The following is a 20,974-nucleotide window of genomic DNA, read 5'->3' as shown; positions in this document are numbered from 1 at the left end:
AGTCTATAAATGAAAAAACTATCCCGGGTATTTTGTCTGCTTCTTGCAGCATTATGCCTCTTTTCTGTTGTTTGCGGCAAAGCCGGCAGGACTGCCCTTGCTGCCCAGGAGGACGCCGGTGCTTCTGTTGCGGCAGAGACTCCCAGCTTTGATACAGAACCTGCAAGCCTGGCCGAATGGCCTTCCGGTCCCGCCCTCCAGGCGGAAGCCGGTATTCTCATGGATGCCAGGACTGGCACGGTCCTTTTCGGACAGAATGCCGACGAAAAGCTTTATCCGGCCAGCATCACCAAGCTGATGACCGCACTTTTAGTTCTTGAAAACTGTTCTCTTTCTGAAGTGGTGACTTTTTCCCACGATGCTGTTTTCAGCATTGAGGCAGATTCCAGCCATATTTCTGTCACCGACGGCGAACAGCTGACCGTAGAGCAGTGCATGTATGCCCTTCTCATAAAGTCTGCCAACGAAGTCGCCAACGGTCTGGCCGAGCATGTAGCCGGATCCATGGATGCCTTTGCCGAAATGATGAATGCCCGCGCAGCTCAGCTGGGCTGTACCAACACCCATTTTGTCAATGCCCACGGTCTCCACGACGAAAATCATTATACCACCTGTCACGATATGGCTCTCATTATGAAAGAGCTGATCCGCAATGACACATTCATTCAAATTTCCTCCGCAGATCGTTACACCATAGACCCCACCAACAAAAACCCGGAGGCCCGTTATCTGGTGCAGAGCCATAAGATGCTTGCCGAGTCCGAATACACCTATGAGGGGGCTGTGGCCGGAAAAACAGGCTATACGCCTGAGGCCGGCAACACGCTGGTAACCTATGCCGTCCGCGGAAATACGGAACTCATTGCCGTTTCCATGAAATCCAACTGGAAGCATTATGAGGATACCATCGCCATGTTCGATTTCGGCTTCAGCAATTTCACGGCCTACAACATGGCTGACGAGGGACACACCACGATAAACAAGGATGATTTTCTCTCCTCCTCCCAGGGCGTTTTCGATACCACAGCGGCTTCCCTGGAGCTCTCCGATGACAGCTGGGCGATCCTGCCCAATTCGATCAGTCCGGAAAACCTGGAAAGCACCCTGATCCTCAATACCTCATCCGGCTCCAATGTGGTGGCAAACATCACCTATTCCTACCAGAATGCCCCCCTGGGCTATGGTACCCTTCTGCTCATCGACAACGGAAAGAAGCACTTCGATTTCAAGGAGCATGAAACTGCCGAGGAATCGGTGTCCCCTGTCGGTATGGAAAAGCCGTCCTCCAACGGCACGCTCTTTATCAACATCTGGCTCGTCGCGATCATTGCCGCCGCCATCCTGTTTCTGATCCTTCTGGTCGTCTTCATCCGGAAGCGGAAAAGGAGACGAAAGAGCATTATCCGCGTCCGCAATGCCAGAAAAGAGATCCGCAGACGGCGGAAACGGCTCCGCGGAAGGGCCAAATACCGGGATGATCATCTGGATTTTTAATACGTCCATACAGCAAGCCGTGTTCGATCACACGGCTTGTTTCTTTTCCCTTTTCTTTTTCTCAAGCTCCTTTTTCTTCTGGCGCACTGCCTCCGCGCCCTCCTCGGAAACAAGCTTTCTCGTTTTCACTGCAAAGATACCGCCGCGCTCCGCCTTTTTCAGCCTCAGCTTCCCCTTCATGTATCCGTGCTCCGGACAAAGGGCCAGACAGAGATAATTTTTTCCGTTCCCGGAAAACCACCGGATCTTTTTCCGCAGGCTGCGGCCGCAGACATAGCACCTGGAGGAAAGGACCTCCCGGTCCGACAGAAGCTCCTCCTTGCCGGCAAATATCCTGGAAACATCCTTGGCGTAAGATGCAAATATCAGGTGAAGCTCCTCCTCCTTTTTCTCCGGAGGCCGGAAATAATCAACGGATACATACTGCTTTACCGCCTCCCAATCCATTTTCTGCAGGATCTTTACGGTATAAAGCGTATCGTCAATGGCCCGGTGGAAGGGGATATCCTCCTCGATCTCCAGGTATTCCACCGCGTCTCTCAGCGAACGGCGGCTTTTTCCGTCCTCATAAAGAATACTGAACAGCTTCTGCACATCGTAATAGAGGAGCGGCTTTTTCATGGAATTCTTCACCCAGAAAAAATTGAGATTCCGCTGAAGCTCCGTCAGATCCATGGAGCCCCAGGTACACATCATGTAGTCGTCGCCGCACCAGCGGAAGAAATCCTCCGCCACTGCCTTAAAGCTTCTGGCCTTCGCCAGCTCTTCCATCTCCAGATGAAGGATCTCCTTCGTTTTATGATGAAGCTGCCGGTAAACGGCCGGTTTTATGACCTCATCAAACTGACTGAGGACAGTCATGGACTCATCCAGCTTCACAGCGCCGATCTCAATGATCTCAAAGGGCATGCCTCTGCGCTCTCCCGCCTTTCCCCGCGGGCTCTGATTCCATTCCAGATCCAGCACAATATACTCCATACCCTTTCACCGCCTTTCTGCCCTCTTTCGCATATTCGTTTTTCATTCTACCACAATCAGGGCGGCGGCGCAATTTCAAACTTTCCCTTCCATTGACTTTACCGTTTTTTTCCTTTATGATGAATGCAAAGGAGGAGTTCGCCATGAATTTTAAGGATCTTGATACCCCCGCACTTTTGATCGACCGGGAAATCATGCTGGATAACATTCGTTTCGTTCAGGATTTCGCAGACAGACATCACGTGGCCCTGAGGCCCCACACCAAGACCCACAAAATACCGGAGCTTGCGAAGCTTCAGATGGCTCACGGTGCCTGCGGCATTGCAGTGGCAAAGGTCGGAGAGGCCGAGGTGATGGCTGCTCACGGCCTCACAGATATTTTCATCGCCAACGAGATCGTCGGCCGCCGGAAATGGGAGAGGATCCGCGAACTGGCAAAGACGGTCCGGATTTCTTTCGGAATCGATACCCCCTGCCAGGTGGAGGGGATCGAGGAGGTTTTCGCTGATGCCGAAAAGCCGGCCGAGGTGCTCATCGAAATCGAAGTCGGAGAAAACCGCTCCGGTATCGTGGAAGAGGCAGATTTCGAGACTCTTCTCAACACCATCCGGCGCTGCCCCCACGTTCATCTCAAGGGACTGTTTTCCCATGACGGCAATACCTACAGCGCAAAGGATGTGTCTGCCTGCCGGGAGCTGTCCATCGGCGCCCAGAAGCGTACCCTCCGGTTTGCCCACCTGGCAGAAGAATCGGGAATGCCCTGTGAGGTCATAAGCTACGGCGCGACCCCCACCATTATGAACGATGTACCTGTTCTGGACGGTATCACTGAGCTTCGTCTCGGTACCTACATTCTCATGGATGCAGGACAGGGCCACGCCATCGGAACTCTGGACCGCTGTGCGGCCACCGTCCTCACCACCGTGATCAGCCGCCCCACCGAGGAGCGGGTAATCCTTGACGTGGGCGCCAAAGGACTGACCATGCAGACCCGCACGGAAGGCATCTGTACCACACCGGGAAAGGGCACCCTTCTCGATTATCCCGATGTCCACATTGACAGAATGTTTGACGAGCACGCCATCATCTTAAACAGGGACTTCCGGGAGCAGATTTCCGTCGGAGACAAGATCCGCGTCATCCCCGTCCACATCTGCCCGGTTTGCAATCTTTATGACACGGCCTATCTCATTTCCGGTCAGGAGGTGGTGGAGGAGCTGTCCATCGCCTGCCGAGGAAAGCTTCAATAACCAAAAATGGACAGGAAAAAGGACTCTTTTTGCAGACTTCCTTTTCCTGTCCGTTTTTTATCCATGGAGCGCCGACACGTTTTATTTCACAAACCTGTCTATGGCCCGGGAAAGCTCTTCCAGAGCTTCATGATCTCCCGATTCCACCGCATCCACAATGCAGTGCTCAATATGATCCTGCAGGATCACCTTGCCTGTGTTATTGATGGCGGATTTCACCGCCGACAGCTGTATCAGCACCTCACTGCAGTCGCGTCCCTCCTCCACCATCCTCCGGATGGATTCCAGATGGCCGATGGCCCGGGAAAGCCGGTTTAACACCGCTTTGGTATTTGTATGAACATGGGGATGGGCGCCATGAGAATGCCCATCGTGGCTGTGATCACCATGGCTATGGACAATCACCTCCCCATTTTCTCCTATATGGGTATGGGTATGCATATTCTTTTCTTCCATCGAACCTGCCTCCTGTCTCATCAGCGATTCACTTCTCCTGCCGATAATTACCGACATTTTAACACAAATTCTCCGCCCCCACAAGCCCCCGCCCCGGTTATGTCCTCTTCCGGGCTTCGTCTGTTTTTTTCTGACACCGGTTGTACTCACTCCGAAAATTGTGCTATAATTTTGTGGACAAAAATTACAGCAGGAGGATATCGTTATGAAAATTGCTGTTTACAACTGCAGAGAGGATGAAGCCTCCCTTTTTGAAACATACGGAAAAGAGTACGATGTGGAGCTTTCCCTGTCCCCTCTTCCGCCGACTCCGGAAACGGCCAGCCTTGCCGAAGGCTGCGATGCTGTCGATATCATCACCACGCCGGTGGGCAGGGAGCTCATTGACATCTGGCACAGTTATGGAATCAAGGCCATTGCCACCAGGACTGTAGGCTATGAGCATGTGGATTACAAATATGCCGCAGAACTGGGCATTTCTGTTTCCAACGTAAGCTACACGCCCCACACCGTCGCCGAATATACGGTGATGGCTATGCTGATGTCCATCCGAAAAATGAAGACCATTCTCACCAGATACATGGGGCAGGATTTTTCCCTGAAGGATATTCGCGGAAAAGAGCTCTGCAATATGACGGTCGGCGTCATCGGTACCGGAAAGATCGGCGAGACTGTCATCAAAAATTTAAGCGGTTTCGGCTGCCGGATCCTGGCTTACGACATCTATCAGAAGGACAGTGTAAAAGCCCTTGCTGAATACTGTGACCTGGATACCCTCTACCGGGAGTCGGATCTCATTACCCTTCATACCCCGGCCACCGAAGAGACCTGTCACATGATCAATAAAAAAACCATCCATTCCATGAAGGATGGCGTCATTCTCATCAATATGGCCCGCGGCGTGCTCATCGAAACTGCGGACCTCATCGAAGCGCTGGAGAGCGGCAAGATTTCCGCCGCCGCCCTGGATGTGGTGGAGGGCGAAAGCGCCATTTATTATAAGGATTTCAAATATAAGCCCGTGGGCCACCACGAAATGGCCATTCTTCAGGCCATGCCCAATGTTCTCATGACACCCCATACGGCCTTCTTTACCGACGAAGCAGTGGGAGACATGGTTCGCTATTCCATTGAACACTGCGTAAATACAGTCCGAAACGGCAGATGACAGGAGATATTCATGATGGAACCCATAAATGACAGAAAAAAGCCGTCGGCCATGGACAGGGCGATCGCCTTCGTTTCTGAAATCTTTACCCCTACCCTTCCGGTCATCACGGCCGCCGGAATCCTGAAGGCTTTGATCCTTCTTCTTGCTTCTCTCGGTATTCTGAAGTCAGACAGCAGCACTTATTATATTTTTTCTTTTGTATCAAATGCAGGCTTTTATTTTCTTCCGTTCCTGCTGGCTTACTCCGCAGCCAAACGGTGCGGCGGCAATCCTTATCTGGCCATGTTTCTCACAGCCATCCTTTTCCACCCGGATTTCACCTCTTTGGTGGAAAATGGCGGCAGCCTGACCTTCCTCACGCTGCCTGTGACCATGAAACCCTACAGCTCCACCGTTATCCCCGCTTTTCTCATCGGATGGGGCTCCTCATTCGTGGAAAAGCATCTGAGGAAATGGCTTCCCGATATTATTTCCTTTTTTGCCGTGCCGCTTCTGACGACCCTGATCGTGGCTCCTCTCACGCTGCTTGTGCTGGGGCCTGTGGGCCTGATCATAGGGGACGCATTGAGCAACAGTCTGATCTTTATCCACGATAAGATCGGGTGGCCTGCGGTGGTCCTCCTGGCCGGACTGACCCCGCTTCTCGTGACGGCCGGCTTCGGTCTGGCGTTTCTCCCTCCGGCGCTGGCTTCCATTGAGACTCTGGGCTATGACGCCTTCAGTCGTCCGGCTTTTCTGACGGCAAATATTGCCATGGCCACCGCTGCCCTCGCCATATCCCTCAAATCAAAGCACCGCGAAACAAAAAGTCTGGCCCTTCAGTCTTCCGTTGTGGCCTATATGGGTATCACAGAGCCCTCCATCTACGGGCTTCTCCTTCCCCTCAAGCGGCCCTTCATCGCCAGTATCATCGGCTCCTCCATCGGCGGAGTCGTATCCGGTCTGACAGGGATCCGTTCCGTGGCCTACGCCTCGCCCAGCATTATCACTCTGCCGATCTTTCTGGGGGATACCTTCCCCTTCACTCTCCTTGCCGTGGCTGTCACCATTGCAGTGACCTTTGTCCTGACCTGGATCCTGGGCTTTGAGGACAAGGTTCTTCACGGCGAAGAGAAGCAGCAAAATACAGAATAGAGCAGACGAGATCCAATGAAAAGCATTTCCTCCGACAAGGAATAACTGCAGAAAAGCCAATTTTTTAAAGCAGTATTTATATTATACTCCCAAAGGAGTATAATATTAGCGGAAATGGAGATGTTAGGATTATGAAACGAACACAACTCATAAAAATCAAACGCCAGACATCAGGGTAATATTATCTTCCCTGATATTTGGCGTTTGTTTGTTATAACTGATAAACTCTCACCGCATTATCATGCAAAATCATTTTTCCGATTTTGTTGGCATAGGTTTCTGTGAAACAGCCATCTGTAACGTATTCCTGTAACACCTCGGATAGTACCCTTTTAAAATAATTTGCCGCAAACCACGACTGGTCAGCATACCCGCCTCCGTCAGACCCAAACATGATCTTATTGTGCGGGCAAACGTCCAGTATTTTCCTGAATTCACCTTCAACAGCTCTGCCAAGATAGGAAACGGTAGATGAAATATCAGTATAAACCCCCGGATAATTTGCTGCAAGAAAGGCTGCCTCATATCCATACGGAAATCCCGCATGGACAATCACAATCTTTGTTTTGGACGCCAGTCCCGTATTCAGCAGTTCATAAAGGTCATTGGGATTCATGAGCCGCAAATCGCAGGCCGGCGGATCGCCAACTCCTGTGTGTATCTGGAATGCAATGCGATATTTTTCCGCAAGCTCCAGTCCATGATATACCATATAATCCCGAAAGGCTTTATCCTCCCTTCCCGGCAGATATTTCCCACGATAAGCAGACTCAAAATTCTTTTTTGCTTTTTCATAGGATACTGCTTCCCACTTTATTCCGGTATAATATCCTACTACTGTTTTAATTCCTACTGTCTTGTGTGTCCTGACATGCTCTTCCACATAGGAATCAAAGGCATTGATCATGTCTTCAAAAGACATATCATAACGGTAAAGATACCGATCACAGGTCGTTTCGATTCTGATCATATCATAGATATCGCAAACCGGTCCTGCTGCGTCTTCAAACACTTTAAATTCATCTGCCGTGAGACCTTCTCCTGTTATCGGAAATCCAAAATCCGATATCATTGCCTCTATTCCTGCATCCTCATATAACAGCTTTACAAAGCTCTTGTAGTCTTCCTGAGCAGTCCTGTTGCGAAGCTCAACCACCTGAATTTCAGAAGCATCATTGGGAAGCTGAAACAATCTTTTATATTCCTGAAGAGCCATGCGATAAGACGTCAAATATCGAAAATCGCCGAAGCCTTTGTGCACACACATGGAATATGCATAGGAATAATCCGCTTTTTCTCTCGTCGGCACAAATGGATGCGCATGGGCATCGACAACCGGAATATGAGAAAAATCTAACATAAGCATCTCCTTTATCCTAAATATGCTTTCACAACAGCATCAGAGCGAAGCAGATTTTGTGCCGTATCTTCATATACAATCCGACCGGATTCAATCACATAACCGCGGTCTGCGACCTTCAATGCCATGCGCGCATTCTGTTCAATCAGGATAATGGTAACTCCCATTTCCCGAATACGGTCAAACAGTTTGAAAATATCTGCAATCACAAGAGGGGCAAGTCCAAGTGAAGGCTCATCCAACATCATAATCTTCGGTTTTGCCATAAGAGCCCTTCCCACTGCAAGCATCTGCTGTTCACCTCCGGATAAGGTTCCTCCCATCTGATTGATTCTCTCCTTTAAGATGGGAAAAAGATTAAATACTGTCTCCAATTCCCTGTCGTTGGCATCTGCTTTTCCAAAATATCCACCCATCATGAGGTTATCTCTAACGGTGAATCCGGGAAAAATATGACGGCCCTCCGGTGCTAATATAATACCACTTTTTACGATTTGCCTTGTGTCTTTTTTTGTAATATCCGTTCCCTTATAGGTCACTGATCCGGAGCTTTTCGGTACGATTCCCATCACAGAATTGACCAGTGTGGATTTCCCGGCTCCGTTTGCCCCGATCAATGTGATGATCTCTCCCTCATCAACCTCTAAGGAAACACCCCTAAGTGCCTGGATGCCTCCATATTGTACCTTTAAATCTTTGATAGAAAGGATACTCATTTCTCTTCCTCCTTTCCAAGATAAGCATTGATAACCTCCGGATCGTTTTTCACCTCATCAGGAGTTCCGGTTGAAATCAGTTCTCCATGATTTAAAACATAAATTCTGTCACATACATTCATAACAAACTTCATATCATGTTCAATCAGAATAATCGTATATCCGGAGTCCCTGAGTCCGCTTACAGTCTTTAACAGTTCAGCTGTCTCCTGATCATTCATACCAGCCGCCGGCTCATCCAAAAGCAGAATCGTGGCATCTGTTGCCATCGCTCTTGCAATTTCCAATCTTCTCTGCTCTCCATATGGAAGACTTGCCGGAGAATCATATTTATAATCCAGAAGATTTAAACGTTCAAGGATTCCCAATGCTTTTTCTTCCTGCGCTTTGTCTTCCCTTCTTCTCCTGGGTGTATTTAAAATATTATCGAAAATATTACATTTGGAACGACAGCACATTCCCATTTTAACATTATCCAAAACAGTCATCTGCTTAAACAATCGAATGTTTTGAAATGTACGTGCAAAGCCCAACCGAGTAATCTGATATCGTTTCAAGCCATTAATTTGCTTTCCATTTAATACGACAGTCCCGGAGGTTGCATGATACACTCCTGTAATCACATTAAATAAAGTTGTCTTTCCCGCACCGTTTGGTCCAATAACGCCAACAATTTCGCCGAAATTAACCTCCATATTAACATTGTTTAATGCTGTCAATCCACCAAATTTCTGAGTCAGATTTGTCACCACAAGGTTCGCGCTCATTTTGCTTCACCTCCTGTTTTCTGTGCAATCGACTTTTTTCTTCTTTTTTCCAGCACCTTTTTCTTAACAAGTCCCAGATCAAGATTTCCCAGAAGCCCACTGGGCATAAAATTCATCATGATAACCATAAGCGCTCCATAAATGAGAAGACGATACTGCAGCAGACCTCTCATCATCTCCGGAAGAACAGTAAGCGCAATACATCCCAAGAAGGTTCCGGGGATGCTTCCCAAACCGCCAAAAATTATCATGACAATATATTCCTGTGATACTCCACTGGCAAAACTAGAGGGGTGAATAAAGGTAACATACTGTGCGTAAAATGCACCGACAAAACCGCAGATCAATGCAGAAATCACAAAATTCACCCGTTTTACATGAACAATGTTGATTCCCATCGTTTCGGCAGCAGAATCATCATCCCGAATTGCTTTCAGAGAAAGACCAAAATTAGAATTTACAAGATTCTTAACAAGAATCGTAACGATAAACAGGATGATCAGCGCAATGATATATGTTTCGCTTCCTGACTTAAATTTATGTCCAAAAATGGTAACCGGCGGGATATTCATGATGCCAAGAGAGCCTCTTGTCAGCTCCTTCCAGTTCATTTCAACGATTCGGATAATTTCACAAAACCCCATGGTTACAATCGACAAATAATAGCCTTTCAATTTTAATGTTGGAAGAGCAATGAGCATACCAAACATTCCGGCTACAGCCATACCAAACACCATTCCTGCCATGGAAGACATTCCCAGCCTCATAACGCCTATACTTCCTGCATATGCGCCAATTCCCCAAAAGGCCGCCGTTGCAAAGGACATTTGCCCCATATATCCCTGAACAAGATTAAGGGCAAGGCCAAGCACAATATTAATCAGACACAATGTAGCGATTCGCAAAAAATACTTGTTGGTCGTCATAAATGGGAATGCTATGACCAGCACAATCAAAACTGCCATGATCGGGAGCTGGTGCATCGCTATGAACTCAACGATTCCGTTCCAAGCTTTTTTGAAACAATTGTTGTTTTTCATCTGCCGTTACCTCCCTTACATTTTTTCCACATTATTCTTACCGAAAAGGCCGGAAGGCTTTACAAGCAGAACAATGATCAGAATTGCAAATGCAATAGCATCCCTGTATCCGGCACTGATATAGCTTGCTCCAATAGACTCAGCAAGTCCTACAATCAATCCGCCGACTACAGCACCCGGGAGAGATCCTACACCGCCCAGCACAGCGGCCGCGAATGTTTTCATACCAACAGTAAAGCTCATATTCGTGTCAATATTCTGATAATAGGATCCAACCAAAATACCGGAAACACAGGCAAGCATGGCCGATACTACAAATGTCAAAGCTATGACTAAGGATACATTGATTCCCATCAATCGGGCACACATCTGATCCTGAGATACGGCAAGCATGGATTTTCCTATCTTGGTCTTATACACTACAAAAGATACCGCAAGCATAAAGAAAATACAGGTGATAAAAATAATAATCTGTGTCCAGCTGATAATTGTATTGCCAATAGTGATCTTACCAAAATTCAGGAAATTGGGATAAGATTTTGTCTCCGTCCCGACCCATATTTGGATTGCATTTTCAATGAAGGTTCCAACACCTAACGTAGCAATCAGGGCAGACATTCTGGGAGCATTTTTCTTTCTCAGTCTTCTTAATCCGACCAGATCAACGCAATAGCCAACGACGCCCAATGCGATAATCGCAAGCGGTATGGCAAGAGGTGCTTTCGCTCCAAAGGTGGTCATCATGATAAATACAAAATATGCACCCAGCATATATTCTGCACCATTTGCAAAATTGATCAGTCTTAATACACCAAACACCAACGAATAGCCAATGGCAACCAAGGCATATATCGATCCAATTGTTAATCCGTTTACAATCTGTTGGAGAAACACCTAAGACATCCTCCTTTTCTTAACATGGTGTATCGTCCGGTGCCTTATCAGCACCGGACAATATACTACTTCAATTTATACACTCTCTTAACATTGTTATATAAAATATCTTCAGCACTTTGCATTGCAAACTCATACGTGATATATCCATCATCAATTAATTCTTCCAGAATCCGGGCATATACCTTTTTAAAGTTCATTGTACCAAACCATAATCCTTCCAGAATTAATCCTGCATCCGTTCCAAAGAACAGCTTCTTTGTAGGACAAAGCTCCAGCAAGGCCTTCAGCTTGTCATATGCAGCAATTCCGGCAAACGGAATAAAGGATGAACAGTCACAATATACATGTTCAAAATGATTCACCAGCATTCCCAGTTCCTCACAATAAGGATAGCCTCCGTGGATCAGAACAATGGTTGTCCCCATTACTCTAGGGTCATTCAGTGCATCTGTCAAATTTGCCGGATTTACGCGGACAATATGGCAATGAGGCGTGTCCCCGAGTCCTGTATGTACCTGAAGCGGGATATCTAACTCACGGCAGATTTCACATGCCTTGATAAAAATAAAATCATGGAACATTTTTCTGTATTCCCAGTTGTCCGGATCATAAAGATATAAATAATAGCCTTTTTTAAATTCATCTCTGGAAAGCGGCCGAACATCCAATCCTGTATAGTATGCAACAACTGATTTTAACGCAATCAGGTTCTTTTCCTGCACCAGCTTTTTGGTGTCTTTTACAAGACGGCTTTCAAACTCATCAAAGGAAGGTTCTTCTTCAACAATCCTATTTGCAACCCACTCGATTCGATCAATATTATATATGTCGGTATAACCTTCGCAGGCATCCCGATATTCTTTTATCTCACTGTCCGTCAATTTATTTTCCGGATTGGTGATCTGTGAAATCGGAAATCCAAAATCACAAAGAAATCCTTTGATATTCTGGCTTTCAAATAACTTATGGGCATAATTAACTCGATCTTCCTGTGCATATTTGTTTCTGAGAGCAACCACTTCTTCCTCTGTCGCAGTCTCGGGAAGATTAAAAAATTTTCTCAATGCATTGATTACCTGCTGATAATAAATGGTACTTTTCATATTCTCTTCAGATACAGGGTAAAGTCCAATACAAAAATTCTTTGCAAATACCTCCGGCTCTCGTCCTAATACGAACGGATGGCAATGATTATCAATTACCGGAATATTAGATAAATCAATTTTCATTTTTTCCTCCACACATTACATAACTTTTGAAAAATAGTATAGTTATGGCGTTGCCCTCCTCCGACCATCCCGCCCTTGGGAGGCAACGCCATTTTTCCTATCCATATACAGGCATATCAACCAACTTTATCATTTTATCAAAGCTGTTTTTGCTGTTTTCAATATTACTTATTCTCCCAGATAATTAAACTGTCCGCCTTCAACCTGGAACCAGAATAACTGCTTGTCCGGATGTCTCGTTTCATCAAAGGTAATCGGTCCGCAAGCGCCAGGCCAATCCTTAACATCAGTCAGCCATTGTGCGATCGCATCACCATCAGTTCCAACTTCTTTCATTGCATCTACAAGAAGCATAAATGCATCATGAGAATTGGTCGCGTAAACATCAATGTTTTCCATATCTGTCTTCTCAGTCAGCAGTTTCTTCAGTGCAAGGAAGGTTTCATCTGTGGTTTCAGGATAAATAAAGTTACATACCTTTGTGCCTTCCGCTGCCTCTCCTGCCGCCTCAAGGAAGGAGTCTGTATAGCACATGGAGCATGCATATTTCTGGATGTTTCCCATATCCAGCTGATCCATCTGTGTACAGATCATTGCGGCATCTGCATAAGAAGGTACGATGTAAAGTGCTTCTGCCCCAGACTCTTTGATCTTAGAAAGAAGCGGAGTAAAATCGGAAGTCTGTCCGGAAATGTATTCCTCGGTGTCTACGATCTCAATATTTGCTTCAGTAATATCAGATTTCCACTTTTCAATAATATTAAGGCCATAATCGTCATTGGCATAAATTGCAGCCACTTTAGTGTATTTATCCTCGATCATTCTCTGTGCGATCACGCCACCCTCAAAGGTTGCAAGACAAGACATTGAGAAAATGTGATTTCCTGTGGGTGTAATATCAACGTGAGAGGCCTGAGGAGTAATCATCGGAATTCCGGCTTCTTCAAAAACGGGAGCTGCTGCAAGAGTAGGAGAAGATGTCTGGCTTCCTATTACAGCAACAATTTCCGGATCGGAAACGATCAGGTTTGCAACGTTCAAAGCTTCCTTCTGATCGTTTTTATCATCAAATACTTCCACTACTACTTCTCGTCCATTGATTCCGCCTTCAGCATTAACCTTCTCACAGAGAGCATTGATTGTTGCCTGATAAGTCAAACCATACTGTGCATTATTCCCTGTCAGTGGTCCATAAAGAGCAATCTTAATCGGTTTTGAGGTGTCTTCCGCTTTACCGTCACCCTTCGCTTCTGTCTCTGCTTTTTTTGTTTCATCCTTTGCAGGAGTCTCGGATTTACTTCCGCATCCTGCAGCTGCCAGAACCAATAACATTACACTTACAATCAAACATACTGCCTTTTTCATCTTTCTCATACCTGATACCTCCTTGAATAATAGTTCTGTACGATCGCCTCTGTAAAACACATGTAACTTTATGTAATCGTTTACCACATTTTATCACTTCATTTTCTTAGTGTAAATTGACATATCAGATATATTTTTTGTTCTATATTTGTTTATTTTGCTGAATTTATGAGGATTTTCTCAAAACTTTGTTTTTCTATTGTATTATTTTTAAAGTCGAATTATAATATCTTCATGTAACGTTACATCACATTTTCACGGAGGTGCGTCATTAAAAAGAATATTACCATCAAAGATGTAGCAGCAAAAGCTGGTGTTTCTGTAGCTACGGTTTCCCGTGTTATGAACGCAAGCGGAACTGTTAATCCTGAAACAGAAAAATTAGTTCAGTCCGTCATAGATGAACTGGAGTATTCTCCGAACGGAATTGCCAGCAGCCTCAAAACAGATCGAACTCACATCATCGGATATGTCGTTACCGATATCCGAAACACTGTATTTACCTTCTTGATGGCTGCAATTCAAAATGTACTTTGGGAATATAATTATTCTATGATGCTGTTTTCCACAAATGGAGATCCCGACAAAGAAGCTTCTATTTTACGCTTTATCTCGATGCAGAAAATCGATGGAGCAATTTTAAATTCCTGTACCAACACACAGTCGATTATTCAGCTCAACAAAAAAATTCCTGTTGTTTTAACTGGTAATGATATATCTGATCCAAATTTCATAGGAGATTTTGTAGACAGCGATAACCATGCAGCCTCTTATATGCTGACCTCCAATTTGCTATCTAACGGTCACAGAAAAATCGGAATTATCAACGGTCCTAATAATCTTGTCGTGTCAAGGGAAAGATTCCGCGGATATCAGGATGCAATGGCTGTGCTTGGTATGACGATAAATATCGACAATCCATTGGTTTATGAAGGATCCTTCGATGTATCCAGCGGTTATCTTGCGGCAAAAAAAATGTTGTCCTCTGCATCAATGCGTCCCACTGCTCTTCTTGTAACCAATAACGAAATGATGAAAGGTGTTCTCAAGTATTGTAGTGAACAACAGATTAAAATTCCGGATGATTTATCTGTTGTAACCATCGGCAACCGCCACGAGCTTGACTATCTCTATATTTCTCCGACTTATATGGAAACTAATCTCGAGGAGATGGGTGAACGGCTGGCTCGTTTAATTCTGGAACGAATTGAAACCAAAAAGAGACTTCCAAAACGGATCTTCAAGCTTCCGGCATTTTTCCACGACGGAAACACAGTAAAGCCCCTCACCCCCATTGAAGCCAATACAATCATTTCATAATAGGATTGCATCACTCCGGTTTCTTCATAATAGCCAGTAAGTCGGAGTGATGCAAGAACATATCAGATTTCAATCAAAAGTCAGTCTTGTTTATCCCCCTCTTTCTATCAACCACCTGATTGCCATCGGTTGTCAAAATATTTTTATTGCTTTTATATCATTGTAATGATACAATAAAGCGTATCATCACAATGATATTCAAGGAGGAGCCGAATGAGTACCACACAATTATTTCATGGTTCTGATCATATCATCGAAAAACCGGATTTTCATCTCGGCAGAAGAAACAACGATTATGGCAGGGGATTTTATTGCACACGGGAATTGCAAATGGCCATGGAATGGGCCTGCAAACAAAATACAGACGGATTTGTAAATAAATACGCTCTTGAACAGGGTACTTTGAAAGTTTTAAATCTCTTAGACGGCGATTATAATATTCTGCATTGGATGGCATTATTATTAAAAAACAGAACCTTTCGTCTTTCTAATGAAATTGCTGTCGATGCCCGTGATTATATCATTGATAATTTCTTAATTGATTTAAAATACTATGATGTTGTCGTTGGTTACAGAGCAGATGACTCCTATTTCTCATTTGCAGAATCCTTTGTTCAAAACGGATTATCCCTTCGCAGTTTAAATCAGGCACTCCGGCTTGGAAAGCTGGGAGAACAGACCGTTCTGATTTCAGAAAAAGCTTTTTCAAGCTTATCCTTCGAAGGCGCAGAGTCCGCAGATAAAACGATATATTACCCCAGGTTTATAACAAGAGATTTCCGTGCCAGAGAAACGTACACAAAAGAAATTCGAAAAAGCCGCTCTTACAAAGACGATATCTTCGTTTTGGATATCCTCAGAGAGGAGATGAAAAATAATGATCCGCGCATACAACGAATTATATCTGAGTGACGCAAAACAAAATCTGGCTGAATTTTTTGATTATGCAGTCACTACCTGTGATTTTGATGCAGATTTGTTTTCAAAGCTTTTCGTTCAATCTGGATATGCGGATAAATTTGAGCGCGGAAACCCTGCAATTGTCTCCGGAATGTCTGGTATAGAATTGGCAAAAAAAGTAATCCTGTATGCTTATCCAAACAGGAAATTTCCGGAGAGAGTCTTTTACGAAGAGCGTACAAACGTATATTGGGCCGGGTGGGCATTGGCTGAATATCAATGGGCAACAGGTAAACGTTTCAGAGACATTTTTTCAAGAATTCCACTGTCAGAAATCATTTCCATGTATCGGGTATATCATGAAATGGATATCGACCATTTCATTGAAGATATGAACAGGAAATATCACACTGTCGAACAGGAGACGCGATTAAAAACGATTCGTGAAAATCGGGGAATCTCGCAGGCGGAGCTTGCAAAGCTTTCAGGAGTCAAGCTTCGTTCTATTCAAATGTACGAGCAAAAAGTGAATGATATTGATAAAGCGCACGCCGGAACAGTTTATAAGCTTTCAAGAGTTCTTGGCTGTACAATTGAAGATTTACTGGAAAATCCGGAATCATAACCAATCGCTTTCAAAATCCCCGCCTTTCCGGCTCCGGTCACGCTGAGACAAAACCGGTCGGGACGATAATTTTACCATCTGAAAAAAGACCTTTGCACCGGGTTTTATCCCATCCCGCAAAGGTCTTTTTCTGTACACCTTTCAATCGTTCTATTGACTTTCTTCCTGCGAGGTTTCCTCCGCTGACGTCTCCGCCTCTGTTTCCTTCAGATCATCCAGGGAAAGTGAGAACTTGTCAGGGATGGTGTCCGGGATCAGATAGACGGTACTTTCCCCTTCCACCATGGCATAATAACCGCCGGCCGCCGGATTTTCATTGCCTAAAAGAAGTACTGTCGCTGCCTCCGGCGTGACTATGGTGATCCGGTTGGACGGCTCCTCCAGTCCGTATTCCGAGAGCGCCTCCGGCTCCTCCAGCGTTTTCAGCGCTTCTATCTCCTTCAGACAGGACTCCATGGCAGACAGCTGAGTCTGTTTCATGGAAAGTGCGCTGTTGTCTCCGTAGACCCAGGTATCCTCCTCCTTGGTAAAGGTCAGCGTTTCGCCGCCGCTTTCAAAGGAAAAGCCTGTGATCTCCTCTGCCTGAAACACGTATTCTGCGGCCGGCTCCTCTTCACCGGTTTCCGAAAGATCGAGGCTCTTCACCGCCAGATAACCGCCGATGCAGAGAATCAGTATCAGGACTGCTGCAATAAGCCGTTTTGTTTTCATCGTTTCCTCCTCCTGTACCAGATGATTCCTCCTGTCACCAGAAGAAGACCGGGAAGTATCGCTGTCACTGCAATGCTGAAGGTATTGACGCCTGCCGCCGTTATGGTGAGATATTCAACCTCCATACTCTTTACAGCAATGGCCACCGTATTCTCATGGCCGGCAAGACTGCTGATACCGTTCATGACAAGCTCGTAATTTCCGCCGGAGACTGTCTGGTTCATCTGCTCATCGAGCAGGTAACCCGAAGCAAAATACAGGATCTGGGTTTCCTGTTCCGCGTCCTCCGCCTGTTCCGTGATTTTTACCGCCAGATCAAAGGGGCCTTCTTTGTCATCCGCCTCTTTTTCCACGGTGGTCATGTTCCTGGCATCTGCCTTAAAATAGGAGGACGCCGAGCTTGTAAGAAGGCTTGTGATCTTTACCGTATCCCGCACTTCTTCCAGATGCTCGATTGCCTGGCATACCGGCATAAACACCAGTCGGTTATCTGCCAAAAGGGAAGAAGTCAATTCATCGGCTTCAAGCTCCGGAAGCAGATACAGGCGGCTCTGCGGATGGTAATAGGACGAATCGCCTTCTGCGACCACACCATCCATGGCAGAGATCCCATAATACTCCAGAATCGAATTAAAGTTGGGCAGGCTTTCTCCCGCATAGGTGCTGGTGATAAAAGCTCTTCCTCCCGCCTTCAGGTAATTCAGGATCATTTCCGTCTCTTCCTCAGAAAAATCCGTCTGCGGCGAACAGATCAGAAGCGCGGCCGCGTCCTCCGGAACGGCCTCCAGAGAGACCAGATTCAGAGACTCAAGCTCCAGATTTTCCTTTTCGATCTGACCGGTAAGCTCTGTGCTCAGCCCCTCCTCCCGGTGGCCCTCCAGAACATAAATGACCGGAATATCCTCAGATGTCACATAGGCCACCGCGCTGGTGATCTGTCCTTCCCCGTCAAATCCGGACTGATACATCTGATAATAGGAATCATAGGAATATTCATACAAATCTGCGGAGGAGATCACTTTGTACCTGTCCGCCGATTCCACGATCAGGCTGCCCGCCTGCAGCGTATCATCCGTGTAATTGGACGCGAAGGTCGGAAACTGAACCAGATCCTTTTTTACCACCTTCACATGTCCGGAATGTCCTGCATACTGATCCAGCAGATTTTCCACCATTCCGTCCGAGCTTCCGTCCTCCGTCAGCTGATAAATGGTCACGTCCCCGGAAAGACCGTCCAAAAGCTCTTTCGTCTGATCAGAAAGGGTATAATACTGGTTCGCAGTCATATCATGGCTGGTAAACCGGGAAGGAAGCTCCGCTGCTGTCAGATTCACCACCAGGACGATTCCCACCACTGCCGCCATCCAGCCAATGCTGTAGGAGCCGTGATGATACCCCCACCGCCGCTTCTCAATGGACTGCACCGTAAAGAAGCAGAAAAGTCCGATGGCCGAAAGATAATAAAGCACAGATCTGAGATCCAGGATCCCGTTTAAAAAGGAATTGAAGGCCTCCCCGAAATCAAAGATTCCCATCAGCTTCTGGATGCCGCCGGACAGCAGGGATGGCTTCACAAAATAGCAAAGACAGAGAGCTGCCGCTGCCAAAGCCAGAACCCCTCCGGAGACAGCCGCGCTTTTTGTGAGGCTGTAAACCAATAGGCAGACCAGAAGGGCAATCACAAGAAATGCAATAAAGGTTGCAAAGGAAGAGCCGGAAAAGAAGCTCTCCAGAGAACCGGCCATATAGCACAGAAAACAGGCTCCAAAGGTCAGTACCGCCGAAAGCACCGGACTTTCCGTCACTGACGACAGGAAAAGCCCCAGTGCCAGATAGGCGCAGCCCAGAAGGAAATAGCCGAGAAGTGCTGTATAGGCAGCGGAAAGCGGCACTGTTCCGAAAGAAGAGAGTATCAGCGGATACAGACCGATGACCGCCATGGGGATCAGGAAAATGGTCACCAGGGCAAGGTATTTTCCCAGCACGATCTCCACCGGGCGGACCGGTGAAGTCAAAAGCAGCTGATCCGTTTTCTGTTTCCGCTCCTCCGCCATGACCTTCATGGTCAGAATGGGAGTCGTGATCAGAAAAATGAAGCTGACACCCGACAGGGTATAATCCATATAAGGATAACCGTAGCGCAGATTATAATAAGTAAAATAGATTCCCACCAGCAAAAGGTTCAGGGCAATAAACACATAGCCGATCATGGAGGTGAGATATGCCTTCACCTCTCTTTTATAAATCGCCTTCATGGCCTGTTCCCTCCTCTTTCTCATTCTCGGATGCCTCATCATTTCGAAGCTCGTTGTCAGCCGGATACTCATCATCTGCCGGACACTCATTATCCGCCGGATACTCGCTGTCAGCTCCGGTTTCTCGCTCCTCCGGCTGTTCACCGCCGTCCTGCGTCAGCTCCAGGAATACATCCTCCAGACTTCTGCCCGCCGCCTTCATCTCCAGGATCGGAAGACCGGCATCTGCCATAAGGAAAAATACTGCTTCCCGGATATCCCGCTCCGGCTCCGCAGTCAGAGAAACGCTGAGGACTCCCGCTTCACCGGAGGGCTCCGTCTGATATCCGGCAATTCCCATGGTCTGATCTGCCCCCTGCAAAAGCTCCATGACAGTCTCCTCCGTTCCCTTTACCAGCAGGGACAGCCTCTGGGCTCCGGCCATGGTACGGCTCAGATTCTCCGGCGTATCACTTGCAGCCAGGCGCCCTTTGGATATGATCAGAATATGATCGCAGACGGCACTGACCTCCGACAAAATATGGGAGCTTAAGATCACCGTATGATCTTTGGAAAGATCCCGGATCAGTTCCCGGATCTCGATCATCTGCTTCGGATCAAGTCCCACCGTCGGCTCATCCAGGATCAGGATCTCCGGAAATCCAACCAGAGCCTGAGCAAGGCCTACCCGCTGCCGGAAGCCCTTGGAGAGATTCCCGATCATTCGGCCCGCCACCGGAGTGATGCCGGTCATTTCCATGACCTGTTCCACCATGTCGTCCCGTTCGCTCTTCTTTACCCGCTTTAGCTCCGCCACAAACCGCAGATACTCCAGCACCGTCATGTCAAAATACAGAGGCGGCTGCTCCGGCAGATAACCGATGCATCGCTTCGCTGCCTCCGGTTCCTTCCGAATATCGTGGCCGTCTACCAGAACTGTCCCCTCCGTAGACGCGATATATCCCGTAATGATATTCATTGTTGTCGACTTTCCTGCCCCGTTGGGTCCCAGGAAACCATAAATCTGCCCCTTTTTCACCGTGAAGCTCAGATGGTCCACCGCCAGATGGTTCCCATACCGCTTCACCAGATCTTTCACCTCAATCACGGTTCATCCTCCTTTTAGACATTATCCGTAATTATTGTAAGGGGAAATTGTGCCCATTATGAAACCAATCTGTGAAAATTCTGTGATTAAAAAAACAGGGGCTGTAAAAAAACTCCCCTGACAGAAAAATCGCCCAGACCGTGAGGTCTGAGCGATTTTTTGGTATAATTAATTATGCTACTAAATAACAATACCAGTACTAATTATACTATGCGTCAG

Annotated in this window: 19 protein-coding genes; 7 read left to right on the top strand and 12 right to left on the bottom strand. The window is 46.6% G+C overall.

The genetic code is table 11. The annotated features are described in order from the left end of the window. Positions 1-9 precede the first annotated feature (9 nt). Entirely contained in the window at positions 10-1,494 is a 1,485-nt protein-coding gene (locus QJ036_RS07940; protein ID WP_283230855.1) for a D-alanyl-D-alanine carboxypeptidase family protein, read from the top strand. 27 nt (positions 1,495-1,521) lie between these two features. Here the strand turns inward: QJ036_RS07940 and QJ036_RS07935 are convergent, their stop codons facing one another. Beyond that, positions 1,522-2,472 (bottom strand): 3'-5' exonuclease, encoded by a 951-nt coding sequence (locus tag QJ036_RS07935; protein WP_283230854.1) that lies wholly within the window; start codon positions 2,470-2,472, stop codon positions 1,522-1,524. A gap of 143 nt (positions 2,473-2,615) precedes the next feature. Here QJ036_RS07935 and QJ036_RS07930 point away from each other — a divergent pair, with 143 nt between their 5' ends. Continuing rightward, positions 2,616-3,722 carry an alanine racemase gene (locus QJ036_RS07930; protein ID WP_283230853.1) on the top strand — a complete coding sequence of 369 codons (1,107 nt, stop codon included), beginning with the start codon at positions 2,616-2,618 and terminating at the stop codon, positions 3,720-3,722. Between the two features lie 81 nt (positions 3,723-3,803). Here the strand turns inward: QJ036_RS07930 and QJ036_RS07925 are convergent, their stop codons facing one another. Continuing rightward, positions 3,804-4,178, bottom strand: a complete 375-nt coding sequence (locus QJ036_RS07925) for a metal-sensing transcriptional repressor (protein WP_283230852.1) — start codon at positions 4,176-4,178, stop codon at positions 3,804-3,806. A 205-nt stretch (positions 4,179-4,383) separates the two neighbouring features. On the opposite strand from QJ036_RS07925, the gene QJ036_RS07920 reads away from it, so the two are divergent. Both QJ036_RS07920 and QJ036_RS07915 read left to right on the top strand, forming a co-directional pair. Next, positions 4,384-5,346 carry a D-isomer specific 2-hydroxyacid dehydrogenase family protein gene (locus QJ036_RS07920; RefSeq protein WP_283230851.1) on the top strand — a complete coding sequence of 321 codons (963 nt, stop codon included), beginning with the start codon at positions 4,384-4,386 and terminating at the stop codon, positions 5,344-5,346. Positions 5,347-5,358: 12 nt separating this feature from the next. Next, complete coding sequence (locus QJ036_RS07915; protein ID WP_283230850.1) at positions 5,359-6,483, top strand: PTS transporter subunit EIIC; 1,125 nt, start codon at positions 5,359-5,361, stop codon at positions 6,481-6,483. 211 nt (positions 6,484-6,694) lie between these two features. Here QJ036_RS07915 and QJ036_RS07910 read toward each other — a convergent pair whose 3' ends face one another. The 7 genes from QJ036_RS07910 to QJ036_RS07880 all read right to left on the bottom strand — a co-directional run bounded on the left by QJ036_RS07910 (position 6,695) and on the right by QJ036_RS07880 (position 13,857). After that, a complete protein-coding gene (locus QJ036_RS07910) occupies positions 6,695-7,843 on the bottom strand; it encodes an amidohydrolase family protein (RefSeq protein ID WP_283230849.1) in 1,149 nt (382 codons plus the stop codon). Between the two features lie 11 nt (positions 7,844-7,854). Further along, on the bottom strand, positions 7,855-8,559 hold the full coding sequence (locus tag QJ036_RS07905; protein WP_331487513.1) for an ABC transporter ATP-binding protein: 705 nt from the start codon (positions 8,557-8,559) through the stop codon (positions 7,855-7,857). After that, positions 8,556-9,311 carry an ABC transporter ATP-binding protein gene (locus QJ036_RS07900; RefSeq protein WP_331487512.1) on the bottom strand — a complete coding sequence of 252 codons (756 nt, stop codon included), beginning with the start codon at positions 9,309-9,311 and terminating at the stop codon, positions 8,556-8,558. Before QJ036_RS07900 ends, QJ036_RS07905 begins: the two co-directional genes overlap by 4 nt. An 11-nt stretch (positions 9,312-9,322) precedes the next feature. Then, positions 9,323-10,366, bottom strand: a complete 1,044-nt coding sequence (locus tag QJ036_RS07895; protein ID WP_283230847.1) for a branched-chain amino acid ABC transporter permease — start codon at positions 10,364-10,366, stop codon at positions 9,323-9,325. Positions 10,367-10,381: 15 nt separating this feature from the next. Continuing rightward, on the bottom strand, positions 10,382-11,260 hold the full coding sequence (locus QJ036_RS07890) for a branched-chain amino acid ABC transporter permease (protein WP_283230846.1): 879 nt from the start codon (positions 11,258-11,260) through the stop codon (positions 10,382-10,384). Positions 11,261-11,325: 65 nt separating this feature from the next. Beyond that, positions 11,326-12,504: an amidohydrolase family protein gene (locus tag QJ036_RS07885; protein ID WP_283230845.1), complete on the bottom strand. Its 1,179-nt coding sequence runs from the start codon at positions 12,502-12,504 to the stop codon at positions 11,326-11,328. Positions 12,505-12,660: 156 nt separating this feature from the next. Beyond that, positions 12,661-13,857 (bottom strand): ABC transporter substrate-binding protein, encoded by a 1,197-nt coding sequence (locus tag QJ036_RS07880; protein ID WP_283230844.1) that lies wholly within the window; start codon positions 13,855-13,857, stop codon positions 12,661-12,663. A gap of 246 nt (positions 13,858-14,103) precedes the next feature. Here QJ036_RS07880 and QJ036_RS07875 point away from each other — a divergent pair, with 246 nt between their 5' ends. The 3 genes from QJ036_RS07875 (at position 14,104) to QJ036_RS07865 (ending at position 16,702) form a co-directional block, all read left to right on the top strand. Further along, on the top strand, positions 14,104-15,177 hold the full coding sequence (locus tag QJ036_RS07875) for a LacI family DNA-binding transcriptional regulator (protein ID WP_331487515.1): 1,074 nt from the start codon (positions 14,104-14,106) through the stop codon (positions 15,175-15,177). Positions 15,178-15,390: 213 nt separating this feature from the next. Beyond that, positions 15,391-16,089: a DUF3990 domain-containing protein gene (locus QJ036_RS07870; protein WP_283230843.1), complete on the top strand. Its 699-nt coding sequence runs from the start codon at positions 15,391-15,393 to the stop codon at positions 16,087-16,089. Further along, positions 16,055-16,702, top strand: a complete 648-nt coding sequence (locus QJ036_RS07865; RefSeq protein WP_283230842.1) for a helix-turn-helix domain-containing protein — start codon at positions 16,055-16,057, stop codon at positions 16,700-16,702. The genes QJ036_RS07870 and QJ036_RS07865 overlap by 35 nt, the downstream gene beginning before the upstream one ends. Before the next feature lie 150 nt (positions 16,703-16,852). Here QJ036_RS07865 and QJ036_RS07860 read toward each other — a convergent pair whose 3' ends face one another. From QJ036_RS07860 to QJ036_RS07850, 3 genes are read right to left on the bottom strand one after another with little or no spacing between them, the layout of a single operon-like run. Then, a complete protein-coding gene (locus tag QJ036_RS07860; protein ID WP_283230841.1) occupies positions 16,853-17,413 on the bottom strand; it encodes a DUF4340 domain-containing protein in 561 nt (186 codons plus the stop codon). Then, positions 17,410-19,668, bottom strand: a complete 2,259-nt coding sequence (locus QJ036_RS07855) for an ABC transporter permease (protein ID WP_283230840.1) — start codon at positions 19,666-19,668, stop codon at positions 17,410-17,412. The genes QJ036_RS07860 and QJ036_RS07855 overlap by 4 nt, the downstream gene beginning before the upstream one ends. Beyond that, a complete protein-coding gene (locus tag QJ036_RS07850) occupies positions 19,652-20,755 on the bottom strand; it encodes an ABC transporter ATP-binding protein (protein WP_283230839.1) in 1,104 nt (367 codons plus the stop codon). The genes QJ036_RS07855 and QJ036_RS07850 overlap by 17 nt, the downstream gene beginning before the upstream one ends. Positions 20,756-20,974: the final 219 nt, after the last annotated feature.

This window comes from Fusibacillus kribbianus (assembly GCF_030053595.1).
GTDB lineage: Bacteria > Bacillota > Clostridia > Lachnospirales > Lachnospiraceae > Lientehia > Lientehia kribbiana.
Note: the sequence above shows the minus strand (reverse complement) of the source record. Positions and strands in the feature narration are given on the sequence as shown.

Bases quoted from the DNA above. Each gene is read 5' to 3' on its own strand.
- QJ036_RS07940 (WP_283230855.1), top strand. From the start codon at position 10: ATGAAAAAACTATCCCGGGTATTTTGTCTGCTTCTTGCAGCATTATGC.
- QJ036_RS07935 (WP_283230854.1), bottom strand. From the start codon at position 2,472: ATGGAGTATATTGTGCTGGATCTGGAATGGAATCAGAGCCCGCGGGGA.
- QJ036_RS07930 (WP_283230853.1), top strand. From the start codon at position 2,616: ATGAATTTTAAGGATCTTGATACCCCCGCACTTTTGATCGACCGGGAA.
- QJ036_RS07925 (WP_283230852.1), bottom strand. From the start codon at position 4,178: ATGGAAGAAAAGAATATGCATACCCATACCCATATAGGAGAAAATGGG.
- QJ036_RS07920 (WP_283230851.1), top strand. From the start codon at position 4,384: ATGAAAATTGCTGTTTACAACTGCAGAGAGGATGAAGCCTCCCTTTTT.
- QJ036_RS07915 (WP_283230850.1), top strand. From the start codon at position 5,359: ATGATGGAACCCATAAATGACAGAAAAAAGCCGTCGGCCATGGACAGG.
- QJ036_RS07910 (WP_283230849.1), bottom strand. From the start codon at position 7,843: ATGTTAGATTTTTCTCATATTCCGGTTGTCGATGCCCATGCGCATCCA.
- QJ036_RS07905 (WP_331487513.1), bottom strand. From the start codon at position 8,559: ATGAGTATCCTTTCTATCAAAGATTTAAAGGTACAATATGGAGGCATC.
- QJ036_RS07895 (WP_283230847.1), bottom strand. From the start codon at position 10,366: ATGAAAAACAACAATTGTTTCAAAAAAGCTTGGAACGGAATCGTTGAG.
- QJ036_RS07880 (WP_283230844.1), bottom strand. From the start codon at position 13,857: ATGAAAAAGGCAGTATGTTTGATTGTAAGTGTAATGTTATTGGTTCTG.
- QJ036_RS07870 (WP_283230843.1), top strand. From the start codon at position 15,391: ATGAGTACCACACAATTATTTCATGGTTCTGATCATATCATCGAAAAA.
- QJ036_RS07865 (WP_283230842.1), top strand. From the start codon at position 16,055: ATGATCCGCGCATACAACGAATTATATCTGAGTGACGCAAAACAAAAT.
- QJ036_RS07860 (WP_283230841.1), bottom strand. From the start codon at position 17,413: ATGAAAACAAAACGGCTTATTGCAGCAGTCCTGATACTGATTCTCTGC.
- QJ036_RS07855 (WP_283230840.1), bottom strand. From the start codon at position 19,668: ATGAAGGCGATTTATAAAAGAGAGGTGAAGGCATATCTCACCTCCATG.